Origin of the sequence: Halovenus marina, from assembly GCF_051414115.1 — an archaeon.
Taxonomy (GTDB): Archaea; Halobacteriota; Halobacteria; order Halobacteriales; family Haloarculaceae; genus Halovenus; species Halovenus marina.
Genome location: NZ_JBLKNZ010000001.1, coordinates 1,029,455 through 1,051,487, shown reverse-complemented (window position 1 = coordinate 1,051,487; position 22,033 = coordinate 1,029,455). Strand labels below are relative to the sequence as shown.

At 61.1% G+C, this 22,033-nt stretch carries 20 protein-coding genes; 14 read left to right on the top strand and 6 right to left on the bottom strand.

Translation table 11 applies throughout. From position 1 onward, the window contains the following. Positions 1 to 46 precede the first annotated feature (46 nt). The gene (locus tag ACMGFL_RS05355; protein WP_436934505.1) at positions 47 to 538 is read left to right on the top strand and encodes a cupin domain-containing protein; all 492 of its coding nucleotides are present in this window, start codon (positions 47 to 49) and stop codon (positions 536 to 538) included. A 131-nt stretch (positions 539 to 669) separates the two neighbouring features. Here ACMGFL_RS05355 and ACMGFL_RS05350 read toward each other — a convergent pair whose 3' ends face one another. The 4 genes from ACMGFL_RS05350 to glpA form a co-directional block, all read right to left on the bottom strand. Further along, positions 670 to 807 carry a hypothetical protein gene (locus tag ACMGFL_RS05350; protein WP_436934504.1) on the bottom strand — a complete coding sequence of 46 codons (138 nt, stop codon included), beginning with the start codon at positions 805 to 807 and terminating at the stop codon, positions 670 to 672. 241 nt (positions 808 to 1,048) lie between these two features. Continuing rightward, positions 1,049 to 2,467, bottom strand: a complete 1,419-nt coding sequence (locus tag ACMGFL_RS05345; RefSeq protein ID WP_436934503.1) for an anaerobic glycerol-3-phosphate dehydrogenase subunit C — start codon at positions 2,465 to 2,467, stop codon at positions 1,049 to 1,051. Beyond that, complete coding sequence (glpB, locus tag ACMGFL_RS05340; RefSeq protein WP_436934502.1) at positions 2,464 to 3,738, bottom strand: glycerol-3-phosphate dehydrogenase subunit GlpB; 1,275 nt, start codon at positions 3,736 to 3,738, stop codon at positions 2,464 to 2,466. The genes ACMGFL_RS05345 and glpB overlap by 4 nt, the downstream gene beginning before the upstream one ends. Further along, the gene (glpA, locus tag ACMGFL_RS05335) at positions 3,728 to 5,449 is read right to left on the bottom strand and encodes an anaerobic glycerol-3-phosphate dehydrogenase subunit GlpA (RefSeq protein WP_436934501.1); all 1,722 of its coding nucleotides are present in this window, start codon (positions 5,447 to 5,449) and stop codon (positions 3,728 to 3,730) included. The genes glpB and glpA overlap by 11 nt, the downstream gene beginning before the upstream one ends. Positions 5,450 to 5,767: 318 nt before the next feature. Between glpA and glpK (ACMGFL_RS05330) the strand changes: the two genes are divergently transcribed. The 4 genes from glpK (ACMGFL_RS05330) (at position 5,768) to glpK (ACMGFL_RS05315) (ending at position 11,355) form a co-directional block, all read left to right on the top strand. Continuing rightward, on the top strand, positions 5,768 to 7,300 hold the full coding sequence (gene glpK / locus ACMGFL_RS05330; protein WP_436934500.1) for a glycerol kinase GlpK: 1,533 nt from the start codon (positions 5,768 to 5,770) through the stop codon (positions 7,298 to 7,300). Positions 7,301 to 7,302: 2 nt separating this feature from the next. Then, the gene (locus ACMGFL_RS05325; RefSeq protein ID WP_436934499.1) at positions 7,303 to 8,397 is read left to right on the top strand and encodes a DUF7973 family transport facilitator; all 1,095 of its coding nucleotides are present in this window, start codon (positions 7,303 to 7,305) and stop codon (positions 8,395 to 8,397) included. A gap of 131 nt (positions 8,398 to 8,528) precedes the next feature. Beyond that, positions 8,529 to 9,707 carry a Cdc6/Cdc18 family protein gene (locus ACMGFL_RS05320; RefSeq protein WP_436934498.1) on the top strand — a complete coding sequence of 393 codons (1,179 nt, stop codon included), beginning with the start codon at positions 8,529 to 8,531 and terminating at the stop codon, positions 9,705 to 9,707. A gap of 103 nt (positions 9,708 to 9,810) precedes the next feature. Continuing rightward, complete coding sequence (gene glpK, locus ACMGFL_RS05315) at positions 9,811 to 11,355, top strand: glycerol kinase GlpK (protein ID WP_436934497.1); 1,545 nt, start codon at positions 9,811 to 9,813, stop codon at positions 11,353 to 11,355. A gap of 131 nt (positions 11,356 to 11,486) precedes the next feature. Here the strand turns inward: glpK (ACMGFL_RS05315) and ACMGFL_RS05310 are convergent, their stop codons facing one another. Further along, positions 11,487 to 13,391 carry an ABC transporter ATP-binding protein gene (locus tag ACMGFL_RS05310; RefSeq protein ID WP_436934496.1) on the bottom strand — a complete coding sequence of 635 codons (1,905 nt, stop codon included), beginning with the start codon at positions 13,389 to 13,391 and terminating at the stop codon, positions 11,487 to 11,489. 321 nt (positions 13,392 to 13,712) lie between these two features. Between ACMGFL_RS05310 and ACMGFL_RS05305 the strand changes: the two genes are divergently transcribed. Further along, positions 13,713 to 14,969: a multicopper oxidase domain-containing protein gene (locus tag ACMGFL_RS05305; protein WP_436934495.1), complete on the top strand. Its 1,257-nt coding sequence runs from the start codon at positions 13,713 to 13,715 to the stop codon at positions 14,967 to 14,969. A 1-nt stretch (position 14,970) separates the two neighbouring features. Beyond that, positions 14,971 to 16,227 (top strand): ZIP family metal transporter, encoded by a 1,257-nt coding sequence (locus ACMGFL_RS05300; protein WP_436934494.1) that lies wholly within the window; start codon positions 14,971 to 14,973, stop codon positions 16,225 to 16,227. 81 nt (positions 16,228 to 16,308) lie between these two features. Here ACMGFL_RS05300 and ACMGFL_RS05295 read toward each other — a convergent pair whose 3' ends face one another. Further along, a complete protein-coding gene (locus ACMGFL_RS05295) occupies positions 16,309 to 16,506 on the bottom strand; it encodes a hypothetical protein (protein WP_436934493.1) in 198 nt (65 codons plus the stop codon). A 323-nt stretch (positions 16,507 to 16,829) separates the two neighbouring features. Here ACMGFL_RS05295 and rpl7ae point away from each other — a divergent pair, with 323 nt between their 5' ends. From rpl7ae to ACMGFL_RS05260, 7 genes are all read left to right on the top strand, one after another. Beyond that, complete coding sequence (rpl7ae, locus tag ACMGFL_RS05290) at positions 16,830 to 17,192, top strand: 50S ribosomal protein L7Ae (protein ID WP_436934492.1); 363 nt, start codon at positions 16,830 to 16,832, stop codon at positions 17,190 to 17,192. Between the two features lie 6 nt (positions 17,193 to 17,198). Next, entirely contained in the window at positions 17,199 to 17,417 is a 219-nt protein-coding gene (locus tag ACMGFL_RS05285; protein WP_436934491.1) for a 30S ribosomal protein S28e, read from the top strand. Further along, entirely contained in the window at positions 17,417 to 17,845 is a 429-nt protein-coding gene (locus tag ACMGFL_RS05280) for a 50S ribosomal protein L24e (RefSeq protein ID WP_436934490.1), read from the top strand. Before ACMGFL_RS05285 ends, ACMGFL_RS05280 begins: the two co-directional genes overlap by 1 nt. Beyond that, positions 17,842 to 18,303, top strand: a complete 462-nt coding sequence (gene ndk / locus ACMGFL_RS05275; RefSeq protein ID WP_436934489.1) for a nucleoside-diphosphate kinase — start codon at positions 17,842 to 17,844, stop codon at positions 18,301 to 18,303. Before ACMGFL_RS05280 ends, ndk begins: the two co-directional genes overlap by 4 nt. Positions 18,304 to 18,528: 225 nt before the next feature. Beyond that, positions 18,529 to 19,542: a phosphotransferase family protein gene (locus tag ACMGFL_RS05270; protein WP_436934488.1), complete on the top strand. Its 1,014-nt coding sequence runs from the start codon at positions 18,529 to 18,531 to the stop codon at positions 19,540 to 19,542. Positions 19,543 to 19,649: 107 nt separating this feature from the next. Beyond that, positions 19,650 to 21,002, top strand: coding sequence for a 7,8-didemethyl-8-hydroxy-5-deazariboflavin synthase subunit CofH (gene cofH / locus ACMGFL_RS05265; protein ID WP_436934487.1), 1,353 nt, complete (start codon positions 19,650 to 19,652; stop codon positions 21,000 to 21,002). Positions 21,003 to 21,101: 99 nt separating this feature from the next. After that, positions 21,102 to 21,974, top strand: a complete 873-nt coding sequence (locus ACMGFL_RS05260; RefSeq protein ID WP_436934486.1) for a CheF family chemotaxis protein — start codon at positions 21,102 to 21,104, stop codon at positions 21,972 to 21,974. Positions 21,975 to 22,033: the final 59 nt, after the last annotated feature.

The following is a 22,033-nucleotide window of genomic DNA, read 5'->3' as shown; positions in this document are numbered from 1 at the left end:
CATATGTCACTACTATTTTATTATAGAATACAACGTTGGCGTAGTGATGAGCTCGAAAACCGCACCCGTAGAAAAGTACGATGTGAGTCTCGGAAACCTCGGTGCGCGACTCGATGTCGCACGAACGGAAAACGAGGCAAACGTAGCTATTGTCGAGCACACGCTCCCCCCACACACGCTGGCAGCACCGCTGCACCGCCACAGTCGTGAGGACGAGATTTCCTACGTTCTGGAGGGCGAGATGACAGTACTGGCAGATGAGAAACTGACGACCGTTCCGGCGGGCCAATCGGTCGTGAAAGGTCGGGATATCTGGCACACGTTCTGGAACGCGGGCGACGAACCGCTTCGATTCCTCGAAATTATCGCGCCGGGAGAGTTCTCCGAGTACTTCGAGGAAGTCGCACAACTCGGCACCCCTGACCCGATGGACGAGGAATGGGTGTCACGGTTCGTAGCGATCGGTGAGCGCTACGGCTTCGAGGCCAATCTCGAGCGTACCCCCGAACTCCTGGAAACGCACGGTCTCCAGATGTAACAGATTCGGGCGCTATCCCGAGACTCGAAGTGTCACGTACTCCAACTGATCAAGATGGACTCCGATGAAATCTCTCTAACGGCCATAAGAACAAAAGCGACTGGAACAGTCTGACTCCGCGCCAGCGCAGGCTACGGAACGCGCGTCCGAGTTTCGATCGGTCGGTCGTCTTCCGTAGCGCACGTCTCTGTTTCAGTGGTCGATTCGGGCGGTACGCGGGTTCGCGTCGCGATCGGGGCGTTGTCGGGTTCGGCTGAGTTATCTGCCATACCTATTTGTCGCTTTCTCCAGTGACTGAAAAGAGTTCTGGGGAAACACTTGGATATTCATTCAACAGTGCCATAGACTATTAGGAAATTCCATGAGAAGTTGTCGTATGTGCAATCAACAGCTCTGTGTCGACCAGAGCACCAGTTGCTTGGGAGGTTCGTGAGGGCCCCTTCAGAGCGTTTGGCCGACCGGTCCGAACACGGTACCAGCGGATTAGTCGCTGAACGCAGATGTCCGCAGCTAGTCGACGAGCGCCGCTTCGAGCAGTTCCAGCGGATGGCGGATCTCGTAGCCGGTGCCGTGTTCCATCTGCATCGCGCAGGTCGGACACTCGGTCATGCCGACGTCGCCGTCTGCGTGCTCCATGTGCTCGAACATCTCCTCACCGATTGCCATCGACTTCTCGTACTTTTCCTCTTTCCACCCGTAGGTACCGGAGATGCCGGAACAGGAGTCGCCGACGTCCTCGATACCGACGCCGTCCAGATCACGGAACAGTTCGACCGCCTGCCGGTCGAGTCCCTGATTGCGGGCGTGACAGGGGGCGTGGTAGGCGAACTCCTCGGCTAGTTCGTCGTCGATCGCCGCGTCGTCGAGTTCGCCTTGCAGATCCTCGTGAATACGGAGATACTCGACTGACTCGAAGGTGTTCGACGCGACTTCCTCGATGCCGTCGATGTCGAACAGTTCGGGGTACTCCTGCCGGAGCGCCATCGAACAGGAGGTACACGAGGCGATGGCGTGATACCCCTGGTCGACCAGGTCGGCCATCGAGGAGACGTTGACCTCGGCGTGGCGACGGGCGTCGTCGAGCATCCCGTTTGCGAACATCGGCGTCCCCGAGCACCGCTGCTCGGGGACGACCACCTCGTACCCGAAGTGCTCGAAGACGCGAACCATCGCCTTGCCGACCTCCGGCGTGTTGTAATTCGAGTAACAGCCGTGGAAGTACGCGACTTTCTTGTCGGCGTCGGCCGGTTCGCCGCGGCGCGTTCGGCTCTCCCGGGCGCGCTCTTTCGACCCGGCGGCACCGCCCTCCGCACGCCACCACTCGCGGAAGGTCTGTGTGGCGAAGGCGGGAAACTCCCGTTCGCTGGTGATCCCCATCGTCTTCTCCATGAGCCAGCGCGCTGGGCCGAAGTTCATCGCGGCGTTAGCGATGCGGGGAACCTTGCTCGCCAGCCACGCCGAGGTTCGGTAGTTGGCGAGAATCCGGTTGCGCCAGTACGTCGGCGACCACTTCGACATCTCCTCGGAGACGTACTCGCCGCGGGCGGTGTTGTGCATCTGCGAGAGGGGGACGCCAGCGGGACAGGCGTTGTCACAGCGCATGCAGTTCGAGCAGTCCATCACCGACTCGTCGATGTCGTAGCTGTCCTCGTTCTGTTTGAGCCGCCACTGTTCGGGCCCCTGAAACTTCGGGCCGGGGAAGTCGTCGTCGACTTCCGCGACAGGACAGTTCGTATCGCACGTCGAACACTTGTAACAGGAGTCCGACCCGGGCCGCAGGTCGAAGTCGATGCTGTCCGAGAAGACATCGACCGGTTCGAACTCCTCGCCGGTGTTCGGCTCGACCGGGTCGAACGCGGACGTCGCGTCCGCGCCGGTCGTGTCTGCAGGCTCTGCGTCTGTCGTGTCTGAGTGGTCTGCGTCGCTCATTGTGCCTCCTGTGCCGCACTGCGTCCGGCCGCATACCCCGTCGCTATCGAGACGCCGCTACCCGACTTCTCCGCGGCGAAGTCGTAGCCGCCAAGCACCGACCCCGCGGCGCGGAGATTCTCGAACGCAACGGCCTCGTCCGGCCCCGTCGGCCGGAGGTGTTCGTCTGTGTGCAGGCCAAACTGGGCGAACTCGTGGTCACCGAAGGCCGCACCCTCGAACCAGTCGTACCGGTCGTCGGCGTGCGGGACGTGACAACCAAAGACCGGTTCGTACACCCCCGTCCTGTCGGACTCGACGCCCTTGCCGACGAGGCCACCGGTCGCGAGAACGTACTGGTCTGCTCGGTTCGGAATCGCCGCGCCGTTTTTCTCGACGAACACGCGCTCGATTCGGTCGTCGCCGTCGTATTCGGTGACGGGGTTGCCGGTTTCGATGCTTGCGCCAGCCTCGTCGAGAGCCGCAAACAGTGCGTCTTCGAGTCGGAGTCCCGGCAACGAGGGCGGCCCCATCGGCACCTCGAAGACGTCCGCACCGAGGGCGTCTTCCAGCGCCGTCCGGACCCCAACTGCGTCGTCGTCGCCCAGAATTGCGGGAAAGCCGACCCGTGCTTCACCGTCGCGTTCGGTGTTCACCCGGGCAGCGAGCGCGTCCCGGACGGGACGGCTGCGACCTCTGACAGACACCTCACCGTTCGTATCGAGCAGTTTCGCGTAGCGAGTTACCTTCGCGTCGGCGCGCAGGTCCCCGGGAAACGGAATCGTGACGCCGCGCACGTCGAAGGGAACGCCTGCAGCGTCGAGATGGGCCGCCACGTGAGGTGCGTCGAAGTCGACCATCGACTCGAAGCCGACGAGCAGGGCGTCCCGGTTGTCGCTGGCGAGTCCAGCGCTCATCCCGGCCGGATAGCGCGCAGTGGGTTTGACCGTGCCGCCGTGTGTCGGCAGAAGCGCGTTCGTCTCGGTGTGTGCGCCGCGGTAGCCGACGGCTATCTCGTCGAACAGCGCCATGGCTTCTCGGACGGTGTCCACGCCGACGGTGCTGTAAGGATGGGTCGCTGGCAGGTCCGGAATCGCCTCGTAGGGGTCGGTCAGCGGACCGTCTCCGTCTGGGGTGTAGCCGAGAACGTCGACGAGTCCGGACGCGTTCCGGAGGGTGCTTTGCTTGTACGAGACCAGACGCACGTCCGCGCCCTCGCGTGCTGCTGCGAGCGCGCTCGTGAGTCCGGCGAGGCCGCCGCCGATGACGAGCACGTCGGACTCAATCGCCATCGGTGCCTCCGTCTGTGGCGACGCCGGTCGACCCAACTGGGGAATCGCCCGCCCGGCCGTCGTCGAACGCCGCGAAGTCGATGGGGTCACCGTCGGCGGGGTCGTTGTCGCGGTTCTGCGTCGTCGCGTGGAGCGCGTAGTTCAGCATGGCCTGTGAGAGCTGTTCACCCCACAGCGCGTGGCGCTGTCCCTTCCAGCGCTCCTGTAGGAGTTCGTCCCAGGCCTGTCTTGTCGTCGCTTCGTCGTAGCTCTCGTGGAGTTCGCCAGCCATCCGGTGACAGCAAAAGCCCCCTTGACAGTTGCCCATCGACGCGCGGGTGCGGATCCGGACGGCGTTGAGGTCAGATCCGGACTGGGAGATTGCGTCCTGAATCTCCGCGCGGGTGACTCCTTCGCAGTTGCAGACGACAGGGTTCGGGTCGTCAGTGTTCAGCACCTCGTCGGCCCGCGAACCGAGCCGTTCGACGCTCCGTCTCCCGATCGGTGACCGGAGACCGAACTCGTCCATGTAGTCACGCAGGACCGAGAAGTCCTCGCTCCCGGGAAGGGGAACGTCCGCAGTTCGGCAGTCGGCGTCGATGCCGAACTTCGCACAGACGTGGTCGCTGATCTCTTCGCCCATCATCCGGTAGGTGGTGAACTTCCCGCCGACGATGCTGGTCATCCCGCCCAGTCCGTCGCGCTGTTCGTGGTCCAGCAGGAAGTACTCACGCGTGATGTCGGTCGGGTCGTCGCTGCCGACGTCGGGCGGTTCGTACAGCGGCCGAACCCCCCAGAACGAGCGGATCGTCCGGGCGTCTTCGAGCATCGGCACCAGCTCCGAGAGCGTGTCGATCATCATGTCGACCTCCCACTGCTCTTCGGGGTAGTCCTCGGGGTCCTCGACCTCCTCGTCGGTCGTGCCGAGGATAGCCGTCGTCTCGTGAGGGACGATGATGTCGGCGTCGCCTTTCGGTCGACAGCGGTTGATGACGGTGTCGACCTGTCGGATGTTCATGATCGTCATTACGCCCTTCGAGGGGCGAACCGCGATGTCGAGGTCAGCCATGTCGCCGATCTGTCCGGCCCACGCACCCGTCGCGTTGACGACGTAGTCCGCCTCGATCTGTTCGGTCCCGCCCTCGGTTCCGTGGACGCGCGTGCCCGCGCCGGAGTCGTGTTCGACTTCGAGACCGACCACTTCCCCGTCCTCGACGAGGAGATCCGTCACCGTCGAGTGTGTCTCGATTCGCGCCCCGTGTTCCTGCGCGCTGGCGGCGTTCGCGACGACCAGACGGAACGGGTCGACAGCACCGTCGGGAACGGATATCGCCTTCTCGATGTCGGTCGCCAGGTGGGGTTCCATCGCGCGGGCTTCCTCGGCCGAGACGACTTCTGCGGGGATACCGCATTCCCGACAGCCGTCGAGTTTCTCCTGAAAGTACTCCTCGGAGTCCTCGGGGCGTTTGACGAAGAGGCCGCCGGTCATCTCGACACAGTGACTCGCGATATCCCGAAGCACGCGGTTCTCTGCGATGCACTCGGTCGCGCTCGCCTGGTCGGAGACTGCGTAGCGGCCGCCGCTGTGGAGCAACCCGTGCATGCGACCGGTCGTCCCGTGTGTGAGATTTCCCTGTTCGACGAGGGTCACGTCGAGCCCGCGCATCGCGAGGTCCCGGGCGATCCCGACCCCGGTCGAACCACCGCCGATGACAGCGACATGTGGTACCATTTGATATTCCTTTGGGTGCGTCCCACTTTACTTTATCGGCAGTATCGATACTATAGTAAATATCATCTATGTTCGATTCAGATGGCCCCATGAACTGACCTTCGGTCACAACTGGATCAACAGACCAACGGTTGAACGACGGGGTACTGGGGCGATATATGCGGAATTCGTGCGCGGATAGACAGTGCGGACCCGAGCGTTCGAAGATCTTCCCCTGTCGATAGATGATCTAGGAGTAAGTTTTATAATGATAGATTATATGTTTACTACCACGGCGGCAATATCGATAAACATGCCGTCACACGGAGCTGACAACAAATGACAGACACATACGTCGGCGCAATCGACCAGGGGACGACCGGCACCCGCTTTATGGTCTTCGACCACAGCGGGCAGGTCGTCGCCAACGCGTACGAGGAACACGAACAGATCTACCCGGAACCCGGCTGGGTCGAACACGACCCGATGGAAATCTGGGAAAACACCAAACAAGTGGTCACGGACGGCCTCGAACGAGCAGGGCTGGACGCGACACAGTTGGAAGCGTTCGGTATCACGAATCAGCGCGAGACCACCATCGTCTGGGACAAACAAACCGGCAAGCCGGTCTACAACGCTCTGGTCTGGCAGGACCGCCGCACCACCGACCGCGTCGAGGAGATCGAAGCCGAAGAGAAAGTCGAGTGGATCCGCGAGAAGACCGGTCTCGAAGCCGACGCCTACTTCTCGGCCACCAAAGTCGAGTGGCTCCTCGACAACGCAGACCCGGTCAAACTCAAACGGATCCGTCCCGAAGACGTCCGTGACCGCGCGGAAGCAGGCGAGTTGCTGATGGGAACTATCGACTCGTGGCTCACCTACAAGCTGACGGGCAACCACATCACCGACGTCACCAACGCCTCCCGGACCATGCTGTACAACATCCACGACATGGACTGGGACGACGAACTCATCGAGGAGTTCTCTGTCCCCACGTCCATGCTGCCGGAGGTACGGCCATCGTCGGACGAAAATTACTACGGCACGACGGACTCCGATGGCTTTCTGGAGGCTGAAATCCCCGTCGCTGGCGCGCTCGGTGACCAGCAGGCCGCCCTCTTCGGCCAGACCTGCTTCGACGAAGGTGACGCCAAAAACACCTACGGTACCGGCTCATTTTATCTCATGAACACCGGCGAGGACGCCGTCGAATCCGACCACGGCCTCCTCACCACCGTCGCCTTCCAGCGCTCCGGCGAACCCGTCCAGTACGCCCTCGAAGGCGCTATCTTCATCACCGGCGCTGCCATCGAATGGCTCGAAGATGTCGACCTCATCGAGGATCCGGGCGAGACGGCAACGCTTGCACGGTCCGTCGAATCGACCGATGGCGTGTATATGGTACCCGCGTTCACGGGATTGGGCGCGCCCCACTGGGACGGGCGCGCACGGGGGACGATTGTTGGCATGACCCGGGGCACACGACGGGAGCACATCGTCCGTGCCACGCTCGAATCCATCGCCTACCAGACCCGCGACGTCGCAGAAGCGATGGAAGCAGACTCGGGAATCGACACCACGTCACTCCGCGTCGACGGCGGCGCGGTCAAAAACAACTTCCTCTGTCAACTCCAGGCCGACATCCTCCAGACAGAGATTGTCCGTCCGCAGGTAGACGAAACGACTGCGCTTGGCTCTGCGTACGCCGCTGGTCTCGCCGTCGGCTACTGGGACACGCTCGATGAACTCCGCTCGAACTGGCAGGTCGACCGCGAGTTCGACTCCAAGATGGGACCGACTGAGGCAGACCGCATGTACAGTCGCTGGGACGACGCAGTCGACCGGTCGCTCGACTGGGCAACGGAGGAGTAATCATGTCGGATATACTGCTTCAGGTTCCGATCCTCGATATGCCGTGGGAAGACTTCGCGCTCCTCTTCATCACTGCCCTCGCAGGCGGGGCGTTCGGCGCGGCGCTTGGCGCACTCCCCGCGTTCATCTTCACCGGGTTTGTCGTCTTCCTCGGTGAGGGTATCAACATCCTCCAGACCGAAATCGAGGGCGTCGCACCGGGCATCGGCGCGAACGAGTTGGGCGCTGGCATCACCGGCGTCATCGGGTTCGGTGCTATTACCGGCCCACATATCGCCTTCGCGGGCGGCGTCGCCGCGAGCGCGTACGCCGGGAAGAAATATCCCGAGATGGAACCCGACGGCTGGGACTACCACTTCGGGAAGAACATCCTGTACGCGTTCGGGACGAAGCCCGACATCCTCGCTGTCGGTGCCATCTTCGGCGCGCTCGGAATGCTCATCACGCGGTTTGCGAACGAACTGATCGTCATCGACGGGACGGCCGCGACCGACTTCGTCGCGGTGTCGGTCTTCGCGACCGCCTTTATTGCGCGACCCGTCTTCGGCTATCCGATCGTCGGGAAACCGTCAGGGTCCGGCTATCTGGATATGTCACCGTTCGAGCGCGAGGAACCGCGCGCGGCCGCAGACGGCGGCGAAGTCCCACTGGAACACCAGGGTCGGCTGGCGACCGAACCGTGGCTCCCCCACCAGTACAGGTGGTCGGGCGTCACGGCGATCGGTCTCATCGGCGGCATTCTCGGCGGCTACATCTACATCCAGACCGGCAGCATCTTCATGGGGTATGCCATCTCCGCGATGAGCCTGCTGTTCCTGAACCTCGGCGTCGAGAAGATCCCGGTGACACACCACATCACCCTTATCGGGGCTGTCGGTGCGGTGGTCTTCCTGCCCGAGTACAGTCCGGTCATCGCCTTGCTCGCGGCTGGCGTGTTCGGTGCGTTCAGCGGCCTCCTGGGTGAGTTGACCCAGCGGCTGTTTTACTCACACTCTGGCACACACGTCGACCCGCCAGCGATGGCAATCGCGATTGCCATGCTCTTCGTGGCACTCCTCTCGGTCGCTGGCATCCTGCCGAACGCTGGCTATCTCTGAGGGGTCTGCATCTCAATTCCACCACCAGACAGCAACGGAGCGCCCGACCACAAGTGACAGTATCTGCCGGGTAACCACGACCCTTTTTATTATGTGGCCGGAACCACGGATAACGAACACCCAGATTCGATATGGACATCGATGCGAGAATAAAACGAAGACAGCACCGGGACGAGGATCCACAACTCGTTCGTGACTACGAGGCGCTCTCTCCGGTCGCACACATCGACGAGCCCTCGGATCGTGGGCCAGTCTTCGAGCGACTGCTCGACCACCTCGATACGGTGTTCGATGGGCGATTACCACCGAACGCGTACGTCTACGGGCCCTTTGGGTCCGGGAAGTCGGCCATCGTGACGGCGCTTTTCAGCCATCTCGAACGGTTCTCCACGGAAACGCGCTCTGTCATCTACACGAGCACACGAGCTGGGTCACAGACCTCGCCGGGATTCATCTACGTGGACATCCGCGAGACGACCAGCGAGTTTGCCTTCTATCATCGCGTGCTGGACGCACTCGTCGAAGACCCGGTTCCCGAACACGGGATCAGTACCGGCGAACTCCGGACTCGGCTCCACGACATCCTCCGGGCGTCGCGAACCGGAGTCGTCATCGGCGTCGACCACGTCGGCGAGCCAAACAGCACGGAGACGAGCGACCTCATCGACCTATTTGCGGGCCTGCCGAGCAACGTGAGTTGGCTCGCGATTGGGCGAAACGAACCCGACGAAATCGCGCTGACGGAGTACACCGCGACGTCGATCCGTATCGAGCGCTACCGGAAGCAGATGCTCGTCGACGTGTTGATGAGTCGGGCCTCGAAGGGGCTGGCCCAGCAGGCGCTCGACCACGACCTCGCTCGGCAGATCGCTGAGTGGGCCGACGGGAACGCACACGACGCGCTGGCGGCACTGTTTATTGCCGCCGACCGAGCGAACCGGGCCGAACAGAGCCGGCTTCGCGAGGAAGACATCACCGCAGCGTTCGAGGAGATCCCACGGCCATCCGTCTCTCTTGGCCGGGTGCTGGTCCTTCCCGCAAACAGACAGCTAGTTCTTCGGGAACTCGTCGACCTGGACCCCGAGGACAGAGCGTCAGTCACGAAGACCACGGAGGCGATCAGTGCGAAGCCATCGGTCGACCTCTCGCCGGGAACAGTCAAGCGGTTTCTCTACGAGATGGCGGAGATCGGTATCGTCGAGCGGGTCCAGTCTGACACGGCGACCGGCAAAGGCCGTCCGCCGAGCAGAGTCGAGTTGCGCTTTCCACCGACCGTGTTTCGACGACTGTACGATCTGCAGTCGTCATAGGGGGCAGAGATGCGTACAGCAGGAGTAGTATTTTACCGATTGCGTCAGTAGTTGCATCAGGAATGCGGTCGAACGAGTGGGCCAAACAGTCTGGGTGTGAATGATGGAAGAGACATACGTCGGGACGATCGATCAGGGGACGACCGGCACCCGCTTTATGGTCTTCGACCACAGCGGGCAGGTCGTCGGGAGTGCCTACGAACGACACGAGCAGTTCTATCCAGAACCTGGCTGGGTGGAACACGACCCGATAGAAATCTGGGAAAACACCAAAGACGTCGTCACCCGCGCACTCGCTCACTCGACGCTCGACCCGAGCCACATCGAGGCACTGGGGATTGCCAATCAGCGCGAGACCACCATCGTCTGGGACAAACAAACCGGCAAGCCAGTTCATAACGCTCTGGTCTGGCAGGACCGCCGCACCACCGACCGCGTCGAGGAACTCGAAGCCGAAGAGAAAGTCGAGTGGATCCGCGAGAAAACCGGACTCGAAGCCGACGCCTACTTCTCGGCCACCAAAGTCGAGTGGCTCCTCGACAACGCAGACAGGATCGAGTCGGGCCGGTCAGAGAGTGCTGGGCTTCGTGACCGTGCGGAGGCGGGCGAACTCCTGATGGGAACTATCGACTCGTGGCTCACCTACAAGCTGACTGGCAATCACATCACCGACGTCACCAACGCCTCCCGGACCATGCTGTACAACATCCACGACATGGACTGGGACGACGAACTCCTCGAGGAGTTTTCGGTGCCCCGGTCGATGCTTCCCGAGGTGCGTCCCTCCTCTGACGAAAAGTACTACGGCACCACCCACGCTGACGGCTTTCTGGAGGCGGAGATCCCTGTCGCTGGCGCGCTCGGTGACCAGCAGGCCGCCCTCTTCGGCCAGACCTGCTTCGACGAAGGTGACGCCAAAAACACCTACGGTACCGGCTCATTTTATCTCATGAACACCGGCGAGGATGCCGTCGAATCCGACCACGGCCTCCTCACCACCGTCGCCTTCCAGCGCTCCGGCGAACCCGTCCAGTACGCCCTCGAAGGTGCTATCTTCATCACCGGCGCTGCCATCGAATGGCTCGAAGATGTCGACCTCATCGAGGAACCGATGCAGGCGGCGGATCTCGCCAGATCAGTCGATTCGACTGGCGGCGTGTACATCGTGCCTGCATTCACGGGACTGGGCGCACCCCACTGGGACGGGCGTGCCCGAGGAACGATCCTCGGGATAACCCGTGGCACACGACGGGAACACATCGTCCGTGCCACGCTCGAATCCATCGCCTACCAGACCCGCGATGTCGCAGAAGCCATGGAAGCTGATTCAGGTGTGGAAACTACCTCGCTTCGCGTCGACGGCGGCGCGGTCAAAAACAATTTCCTCTGTCAACTCCAGGCCGACATTCTCCAGACAGAGATTGTCCGTCCGCAGGTGGACGAAACGACTGCGCTTGGCGCAGCCTACGCCGCGGGACTCGCCGTCGGCTACTGGGACACACTCGATGAACTCCGCTCGAACTGGCAGGTCGACCGCGAGTTCACCCCCGAGATGGATCCCGAACAAGCCGACAGCAAGTACAGTCGCTGGGACGACGCGGTCGACCGGTCGCTCGACTGGGCAACCGAAGCGAGCGAATCCGAGTGACAGATCGCTACGGTCGACTGGACGTGGAGAGCGACTTCCAGCGAAGTATCTCGTCGTCGGGGTCGAGAACAGGAGAAACAGATCGCTCGGAGCGAGTTTACCCCTGCTTTGCCGGTCTGTGTCTGTCTTGCTTAATGAGTCATCTGTAGATCCGTATCGGCCTGTGCCCGCCAGAGGGCAGCATACTCGCCATCGCGGTCGAGTAACTGGTCGTGCGTACCCGATTCGACGATTTTGCCGTCGTCCATAATCACGATGCGGTCAGCGTCCTGAATTGTCGACAGCCGATGGGCGATGACGAAGGCTGTGCGATTCTCGATGAGGCGGTCGAGACTTTCCTGAATGAGTTCCTCAGTCTCGGTGTCCACGTCAGAGGTGGCCTCGTCGAAGACGATGATAGATGGGTCGTTGAGGAGTGCGCGGGCGATCGCGAGTCGCTGGCGCTGGCCGCCAGAGAGTTTGACACCGCGCTCGCCCACGAACGTTTCGTACCCCTCCGGCAGGTCGGTGATGAACTCGTGGGCCTCTGCCGCCTTCGCCGCTTCGATAATCCGTTCACGGGGTGCCGTCGCGGCGTCGGCGTCGCCCTTCCACTCGGCTTCGAGGACGTTGTGGTCGCCGTAGGCGATGTTCTCCGCGACCGTCCCCGAAAACAGGTAGGGGTTCTGTTCGACGATCGCAATCGAGTCTCGCAGCGCTCGCAGACTGTACTCGCGAACGTCGACGCCGTCGACGCGAACCTCACCCTCGTCCACGTCGTGAAATCGCGGGAGCAGCTTCAGCAGTGTCGATTTACCCGCGCCGGTCGGGCCCGCGAGTCCGACGGTCGTACCCGCTGACACGTCGAGCGAGATGTCCCGGAGTACCGGCTCGCGGTCGTCGTAGCTGAAGGTGACGTTCTCGAACGCGACGTCGCCAGAGATCGAATCGGCGTCGTACGGATCTTCGGGTTCGGTGACTGTCGGCTCCTTGCCGAGTACACCGAAGACACGTTCGGCGCTGGATTTGGCGAGTTGATACTTGTTGGCTGATTTCCCGACGCGACGCATCGGGGAGTACAGCCGCCGGAGATAGAGGAAAAAGAGTGCGAACGCACCAGCGGAGAGTGCACCGGGCCGGCCGAGGATGATGTCGGTGCCGCCGATGTACAGGACGAGCACGAAGACGACGCCGGTCGTCAGGCGGAGCGAGGCGAAAAACGCCCGTCGGATGCGCAACGCGGCCACCTTCTCGTCGTGGTACGTCTGACTCTGTTCGGCCACTCGGTCGCGCTCGAAGGCGTGTCGGTTGAACGTCTTGATCACCGCAGTTCCCCCGAGATTGTTTTCGAGTCGTGTGTTCAATCGAGCGACGGTCTCCCGGATCGATTTATATCGCGGTTCGATCCACATGAGAAAGAGTCCGCTCGCGAGTCCGATGACCGGAACTGGTGCCAGCGCGATGAGTGCGAGTTTTGGGGAGTACGTCCAGAGGACAATCGAGATACCGCCGACTGTCGCGACGACCCGGATCAGTTGTCGGAACTCGGTGTTGAGAAACTGCTCCAGACGGTTAATGTCACTGTTGAGGATAGACATCATCCCACCGGTCTGATGCGAGACGAAAAAGTCCATGGAGAGGTGTTGAATGTGGTCGTAGGTGTCGTTGCGAAGGTCACGTTGCACCTTCTGTGCAGCCGATTGCAGGAGGTATCGAGAGGCAAACCGGGTGATAGAACGAATAATATACGCGAGGATTGCGATCACGACAAGCCGCTCTAGAAGCGCGATCCGGGCTGCTTCCCGGGTAATTTCACCCCCCGGGATGAGTCCCACGTCCGATAAGAGCCCGGGATCACCGGACTGCAGAATTATCCGATCAATTGCGGTTGCGACAATAATCGGGGGGATCAGTCGTGCAAGGCGGGTACAGATGGAGGTGATGACACCAGCAGTCAACCGTATCCAGTAGGGGCGGGCGTACGCGAGTAAACTCCAGATCGGATGCCCGTCGAGGTGTTCCCGAATATCCTCGAAACCGCCGTGATCCTCTGACATAGGCACAGTTGTAGATACACCCTCAAATGCTGCGCGTTTGCGGATGCACCGTCCAGAAATAATACTGTCGGCTGTAACATCTCGAAGAATAATTCGCCACCCGGGGGTAGCGAATATTTTACGCACCCACAGATGGCAGTATAACGATATTTGCAAGCGGTTAGATACACTCCAGCCACTCCCCACCGTTCTATCCCTTGTACCGAGTGAGAGTTGTGGTATTAGACATATCTAAATATATAATTAGAGTAGAAACAGTATTATGTGATCCCCATCAAATAGAGGTATGAAACGAACACCCACGAGTGCAGGAGGTTTGTAATGTCACGCGTAACCTACGACAGGGCGAAGTCGGTGACAGAGAGCTTAGAGAGTCGGCTCACGGAACGCATCGACGTGGACGCCCCGGTGAGCAGACGTGCGATGTTGGGCGCGCTTGGCGTCGCAGGGAGTGCTGCGGTCGGACTCAGCAGCGGGGTGACTGCACAGCAAGGACACGGAGATGATGACGAGAACGATGCTCATGGGAACTTCGGCACGACAGGTGAGTACGAAGATGGCTTCGACCCACACGAGTTCCTCAGGACGTTCAACACTGGCGAGAGCGGACAGGACGACCTCGAACAGGAGATATACGAGGAAAACGGGGAGACTGTTCGACACTTCCAGTTCACGGTTGTCGACACGACAGTAGAGATTGCGCCGGGCGTGGAGTTTCCGGTCTGGGCCTTCGAGAGCCAGGTACCGGGGCCGACTATTCGAGCAGTCGAGGGCGACATCATCCGCATCACACTCATCAACGGGAGCAGGCACGGGCACACGATCCATCCACACTTCAAGAACATCGTCCCCGAAATGGACGGTATCCCACAGAACGGCCCCGGCGTCATCGAGTCCGGTGGGGAGTTCACCTACGAGTGGCGCGCACAACCCGCAGGCGTCCACTTCTATCACTGCCACGCACTTCCACTGAAAGAACACATCCATCGCGGGATGTACGGGATGTTCGTCGTCGACCCAGACCCGGAACGCGTTCGTGAGAATCCCCGGGAGTACATCAACTATCAGGGGCCAATTCCAGACGAGTATCGAGACGAACTCGTCGCGGAAGCCAGCCAACGCAATCACACGACTGCCGAAAACGACGAAGTCGACGAACTGGTGATGGTGATGAACTCCTTCGACACGAACTTCGACGGAGAGAACGAGGTGTACGCGGCGAACACGCGGGCCTTTGCCTACGGAGCGGGCGAAACCGACGAAAATGGGAATCTCAGTGGAACGAAGCGACCGATTCAGATCGACAAGAATCAACGTCAGCTCGTCTACCTACTCAACGTCACCGAGTTCGACCCCATCAACTCGTTTCACACCCACTCGCAGTTCTTCGATTACTACGATCATGGCACGACGCTCCAGCCGACACACAAGACCATCGATACGGTCATGCAGTGTCAGGCCCAGCGTGGGATCATCGACCTCGATTACTCCGACCACGAACCGGGGCTGTACATGTTCCACGCCCACCAATCGGAGTTCGCCGAACTGGGCTGGATGAGTTTCTTCGAGGTGGTGTGAGATGGCAGAGGAGACACCCAAAGACGAGAACAAGACACCGAACGGTGGTGTCAACTCACAACGCAAGGGTTTGGGGCGTGACATCCCACGATGGGTCACTGCACTGCTTCCGCTCGTGTTGTTCGTCGTCGTGCTCGGAGTATTTATGCTGACTTCACCGCTAGCTGGTATCGATGGTGGTGAGCCACTCCCCGACGTGACTGCGACGCATCACACACTGCCCGACGACGAAACCGTCGTCGTACACATCACCAACAACGGCCCGGAGCAGGTGACGATATCGCAGGTACTCGTCGACGACGCCTACTGGGAATTCGAGATCAGGGGCGCAGGCGGTGACCAGACACTCGCGCCGCGGGAGAGCGCACGCGTCGTCCTCCCTTATCACTGGAATCCGGGCTGGGATCTGGACGTGGCGTTGTTGCTTTCGGACGGTGCAAAAGTCGAACACGTCATCGAAGCGCCACAGGAATCTCCCGGATTCGGAACGGATGTCATCCTGACGTTCGCGCTTATCGGTCTGTTCGTCGGGGTCATCCCCGTCGTGATTGGGATGTTCTGGTTCCCGTTCATTCGGGGGATGAGCAACAGGGCACTCCACGGCGTGTTGCTGTTTGCAGCCGGTGTGCTTGGATTTCTCGCCTTCGATGCCGGGTTCGAGTCGCTCGAACTCGCAGAGCGTGTGCCCGGTGCGTACGAGGGGAAGTTGCTCGTCGTCGTCGGTGCAGTCGGCGCGCTCTTACTCGTCCAGGCAATCAGCGCCTGGCGTGACGGACGCGCCAGAGACGGTGACACGCGGGCAAGCAGTGGCCTCTGGATCGCCTATCTGGTCGCTCTGAGCATCGGCCTGCACAACTTCGCGGAAGGGCTGGCGATTGGGAGTTCGTTCGCACTCGGTCGCGTCTCTCTCGGTGCCTTCCTCGTCATCGGATTCATGCTCCACAACGTGACCGAAGGGCCAGCAGTCGTCGCACCGATGGCAAACGAAGCGCGTCCAAAACTGCGCCATTTCGGTGCGCTCGGCGTGATCGCTGGCGCTCCGGTCATCCTCGGTGGCTGGGTCGGCGGACTCGCGTACTCACCGACTGTCGGCGCGTTCTTCCTCGCACTCGGGGTCGGCGCAATCGTCCAGGTCAACTGGGAGATATTCGGGATGGTTCGCAGCCAAAGTGGACGTGTCACAAGCGCCACGAACCTGCTCGCGTTCCTCGCTGGCTTTGCCATCATGTACGTGACCGACATCTTCATTGTCCTGTGAGTGGACAGTACTATCGACCAACTTCGCTGTATTGCTCCGTAAAGCTGTGAGGAGGACGGTTGTATCGACCGGGAGTGAATGTCAGAGACTGCGAAGCGTGAAGATGAGACCGAACAGAATGAAGGCGATGCCGAAGTAGGCTTCGCTCATCTCGATTTCGTCCGGGCGCCGCGTCGTTTCAGCAGCGTTCTGTCGACGATCGATTACAGCGATCCACGCCGGTCGGAACATGGCAATAAGACCGAACACCAGCAACCCTACCGGAACCACGTCGACCATATCAGAAAATCCCAAATAGATAATGATAAAGCCACGGGTGAACCTCTCGGACACAGACAAGGCTGACGGCGTGGGGATATGTACAGTTTTAGCAACAGCAGAGCAGGACTCGCCACAGCCCGGGTCGACAGCGTGGGCAGATCTGGCACAGGATATCGCCATCGAAAGCACTTTAGGCAACGCTGGACCAGTTTAGGCTACACCCTGTGTGGGGTTGATGACGCTCCCAGCCCAAGTAGGAATCCTCCACCGTCGCGGTGGACGCGGACGCTGTCCGCGAGGGCGGGGGAGTGCGAGCCCGCACACAGGAGGTGACCACATCCATGCCAGTATACGTTAACTTCGACGTACCCGCAGATCTGCAGGACGACGCCCTCGAGGCACTGGAGATCGCACGGGACACAGGAACAGTCAAGAAAGGAACCAACGAGACGACCAAAGCGGTCGAGCGCGGCAACGCCGAGCTCGTCTTCGTCGCCGAGGACGTCCAGCCCGAGGAGGTCGTGATGCACCTGCCGGAGATCGCAGACGAGAAGTCGATCCCCGTCGTCTTCGTGGAGACACAGGACGACCTCGGCCACGCGGCCGGGCTGGAAGTCGGCAGCGCCGCCGCGGCGGTCGTCGACGCAGGCGATGCCGTCGATGATATCGAGGACATCGCCGAGAAGGTCGAGGAACTTCGGTGAGCATCAATGAGCGCAGAGGAATCTGAAGACGACGGCTCCACGCCAGCGGAGGTCATCGAGGTCGTGGGCCGAACCGGGATGCACGGCGAGGCCATGCAGGTCAAGTGCCGCACCCAGGACAACGGGCGCATCATCACCCGGAACGTCCTCGGACCGGTTCGGGTCGGTGACGTCCTCCAGTTGCGTGAAACCGCACGCGAGGCCGACACCATCGGAGGACAATAATGGTCGACAAGCGCACCTGTGACTACACAGGCGAGGAAATCGAGCCGGGAACCGGGAAGATGTTCGTCAAAAACGACGGCACAATCCTCTGGTTCGTCGACTCGAAAGCCGAGAAAAACTACTTCATGGGCCGCGAATCCCGCGACCTGGAGTGGATCGGCTACGAGGAAGAGGAAACCGACGCTGAAGCCGCGGACGCGACGGAGGAGGCCGAATCCGACGAAGAAGACGAAGCCGACGAAGACGCTGCGGCAGAAACCGACGAATCGGACACAGACGCTGAAGCCGACGAAGCGGAGGAGTCTGAGGACGCCGAGGCTGACGACGCGGAGGAACCTGATGCCGAGGCAGAAGATGACGAAGCGGACACGGCAGACGCCGAGGACGACGCGGAGGTCGACGACGAGGAGACCGAGGCAGAAGCATGAGCGAGGAGCGTACGTTCGTGATGGTCAAGCCCGACGGCGTCCAGCGCGGCCTGATCGGGGAGATCATCTCCCGGTTCGAGGAGCGCGGGCTGAAACTCGTTGGCGCGAAGTTCATGCAGATCGACCAGGACCTCGCAGAAGAGCACTACGGCGAACACGAAGACAAGCCATTCTTCGACGACCTCGTCGGATTCATCACGTCCGGCCCGGTGATGGCGATGGTCTGGGAAGGACAGGACGCGACCCGGCAGGTCCGGAAGATGATGGGCGAGACCGACCCCGCCGAATCCGAACCCGGAACGATCCGCGGTGACTTCGGACTCGACCTCGGTCGGAACGTCATCCACGGCTCCGACAACGAGGACCCCGGCGCGAACGAGCGAGAGATCGACCTCTTCTTCGACGACGAGGAACTGATCGACTGGGAACAGATCGACGAGACCTGGCTGTACGAATAACTCGTCGGTCCCCCAGCATCGAACGCGTGAGCCCCCAGTCGTATCCGTTGATCGTCACATACGATATCCGAAATAATAGCAAACGGGTGACTCACGATATCCACACAATATCGCGGATACGACGCGCATCACGGGCAAAGTAACCACACCTGATTTCACGTATCAATATTGATAGTACCTCTCAAACAGGTAAGGTTTTTTCTGTGTTGTCGATAATGTCTGTCTGTGTCGACTCCAGAGCGAGACATCGAGGTGGTGCTCGAAGACTCCGGGCCGGATTTCGAGACGTTCAGTTTCGAGCGGCCGACGGCGGGACATCAAGGGGAGGTGTTTCTCGTCACGCTCGAGTACGCCGGGGAGACCTACGAAGTGGTGGTAAAGTTCGACAACGGGGAGGGGCAGTTCGCGGTGGAACCGTTTCTGCACGACTACGTGGCCGACCGAACCGACCTGCCGGTGCCGCGCATCCTCGTCTTCGAGAAACGGCCGGACCTGGACGTGCAGCCGTATTTCGTGACTGAGCGCATTCAGGGGGAGAATCTCGCGCAGGCGCTCGGACAACTCGATAGCGAGACACGGGGACGCGTCCTCGAACACGTCGGGGCAATTCTCGGCGATATGCACTCGGAAATCGGATTCGAGGGGTTCGGGCATCTCGGTCTCGACGACGGCCGTCTGGTCGTCAACGAGTGTTGCTGGGACTGGCAGGGGTTCTTTCAGAAGCTAGTCGAACACTACATCGACAGACTCGCAGACACGCCCTTTGCCGACCTGCAGCGACCGGCCACGCAGTATCTCGATGACAACGTCGGAGTCATCGAATCGAAGGGCGTGCCACGGCTGGTCCACGACGATTTCCGGCCAGCGAACATGCTCTTTGACCCGACGTCCTCGGAACCAGTCACGACCGTGCTCGACTGGCAGTTCGTCCTCGCGGGCGACCCGGAGTACCACCTCGCACGGACGGACTTTCTGTTCATCGACCCGGCATTTCGGGACGGGCCGACCCGGAAGCGCCTTCGAAAGCGGCTGTACGAGGGGTATCGAGCGCACATGGAGTTCGAGCCAACCCCGGGCTACGAACAGCGCCGGGCGGTGTATCACTTCGCGACGCTCGTCTGGCGAATGGCGAGTTTCGACGTTGCCTTCGCCGACTTTTCCGACCTCGCCCAGGCACGCGCTGAGGCGCGCTTTCGCAAGCAGTTCGACCAACTCGTGTCGATCCAGCCCGAAGCCTGACCGGTCGTTCCGGTTCGGAACGTGGTCTCTCAGACAGTGATCCGAGACTGTGGCAAAACGGTGTGGAACCGCGCATCTTTTACTCTCTAGCCGTCGAGTGCTAGGAAATGGCAGGAGCTTCGGAGGGCTGGACGAACATCCCCCGGGACCAGTTTGACTTCGAGATGCGCCCGGAGACCGACCAGTCGTTCGAGAACGCACTCGAAACGGCGCGGTCCGGGCAGCGTCTCACCGTCGATGACGGCATCGAACTGTTGACAACCGGGACCGACCATCCCGGCATCGACCGCGAGCGGAAGGAAGCGGTGCTCGAAGCCGCAGACCGGCGACGTGCCGAGGTGGTCGGGGAGGAAGTCACGTTCGTCGCCAACCTCAACAACAACGTGACCACGGCCTGCAACACGGGCTGTCTGTTCTGCAACTTCAAGGACCGGTCCGAGCAGTTCCTCACTGAGAACGGCGACCACCCGGGCTTTACGAAGACGCCAGAGGAGTCCCGAGAAATTGTCGAGGCAGCGCTCGACACCGGTATCTACGAGGTAACGTCTGTGAGTGGTCTCCATCCGGCGTTCGTGCTCGACGAACAGCACCGCGAACTGCTCGAATCGAGCGACCGCGGTGACCTGAACTACCGACCGCCGGAGCGGTACGATGTCAACCCCGGGACCTACTGCGAACAGATCGAGGCGATGAGTGTCGACGACGTGCACGTTCACTCGATCACCCCAGAGGAAGCATACCACGCACGGCGCGGAACCGACTGGAGTTACGAGGAAGTCTACGAGCGACTCGTGTCGGCGGGTCTCGATTCGGTCCCCGGAACGGCGGCCGAAATCCTCGTTGACGAGGTGCGAGACGTGATCTGTCCGGGCAAGATCCGAACCGACGAGTGGGTCGAGGCGATGGAAGCCGCCACGGCGGTCGGTCTGCCGGTCACCGCGACGATCATGTACGGCCACGTCGAAAACGAGGCTCACCGGGTGAAACATCTCGAAGTCATCCGTGACCTGCAGGACCGAACTGGAGCGATCACCGAGTTCGTCCCCCTCTCGTTCATCCACGCGAACACGCCGCTGTTCGAGCGAGACATGATAGATGGCGGCGCGACAACCGACGAAGACGAACTGATGATCGCCGTCTCGCGGCTCTTTCTCGACAACATCGACCACATTCAGTCCTCCTGGGTCAAGTACGGCGACGAACAGGGGCTCAAGATGCTCTCCTGTGGTGCGGACGACTTCATGGGGACGATTCTCTCCGAAGAGATTACAAAGCGCGCTGGCGGTGATTTCGGCCAGCAGCGCTCCTTCGAAGAGTACGTCGAGATGATAACTGCAATCGGTCGGATCCCCGTCGAGCGCTCGACTGACTACGAGAAGCGGCGTCGGATCGACCCCGACGACCCGCCCTTCGGACCCGAACTCGGGCCGCGAGCGGATGGCTCGCCACTCGTCGAGTAGGTTCGGCCCGGCACGACCTGCTCGGACAGTTGGGCATTATCTCTCGATGAAATCATCCCGATTATTTAAGAGAACTCCGCCCCGATCGAAGACCGAGAAATGGCACAGTCGACGGTCGCTGACTTCGTAGCGACAATTACCGACGAGACCGCTGAGTGGGATCAGCCCACGCAGGGCCGTGTTCTGCTTGGCTCCGGGCAGCTCGTTCTTGCATCGAGCGAAAGCGACCGTGTGACGATACCACTGTCGTCGGTTCTCGACATCAACTTCGGGTTCGTTCCCCAGCTATTCGATGCCGTCCCTGGAACGCCGGTGACGGTCGCGTACGAACGGGACGGCAGTCGCTCCGTCGCTGTCGTCAGCGGCGACGAGACGACCATAGAGAAGTTCCACACCGTCCTGTTCAAAGTTATTCTGAACGAGACGGGTGCCGTCTTCAAACACCCGGCGCGCCGCGGTGGTCGCGTCACCGACAGCCAGTTCGTACCCTGCTCCGTGTCGCTGTCGTCGGGACAGGTCGTGTTCAAGACAGAGAGGGAGGGGGTCTCCGTCTCCCCCTCGTCGGTGACCAGTTTCGACCGCGAGTCACGGAAGATCAACGGCGAAACCCGGCCAGCGTTCGTGCTTAGGCACATGCAGGACGGGACGGCGCTGACGACCGTCACTGCGATGGGGTCGAGCCGAACTCTCTCGCTGCTCGGGCGGTATCTCCGGCGGGAGTACGACCAGCTGATGGCGTCACTGCAGGACATCTCCCTGACAGAATCGGAAGTGGAGACGCTCGTCACGCTGTACTCGACGCGCGGGACGAACGTCGCAGTCGGAAACGTCGTGGACGTGCAGGGCTCTGTCAAGGCGCTGCTCCGGTCGCTTCACGAGGATGGTCTGCTCCGGCCGACATCCGACGGCGTCGAACTGACGACACGAGGACAGGTCGTCGTCAACCAGTATCTGGAGCGTGTCAACGCCTGACGGGTGAGCCAACCCAGTGCGTGCCCTGACCAACCTGTAATTTATTTTTGTGCCGCCCC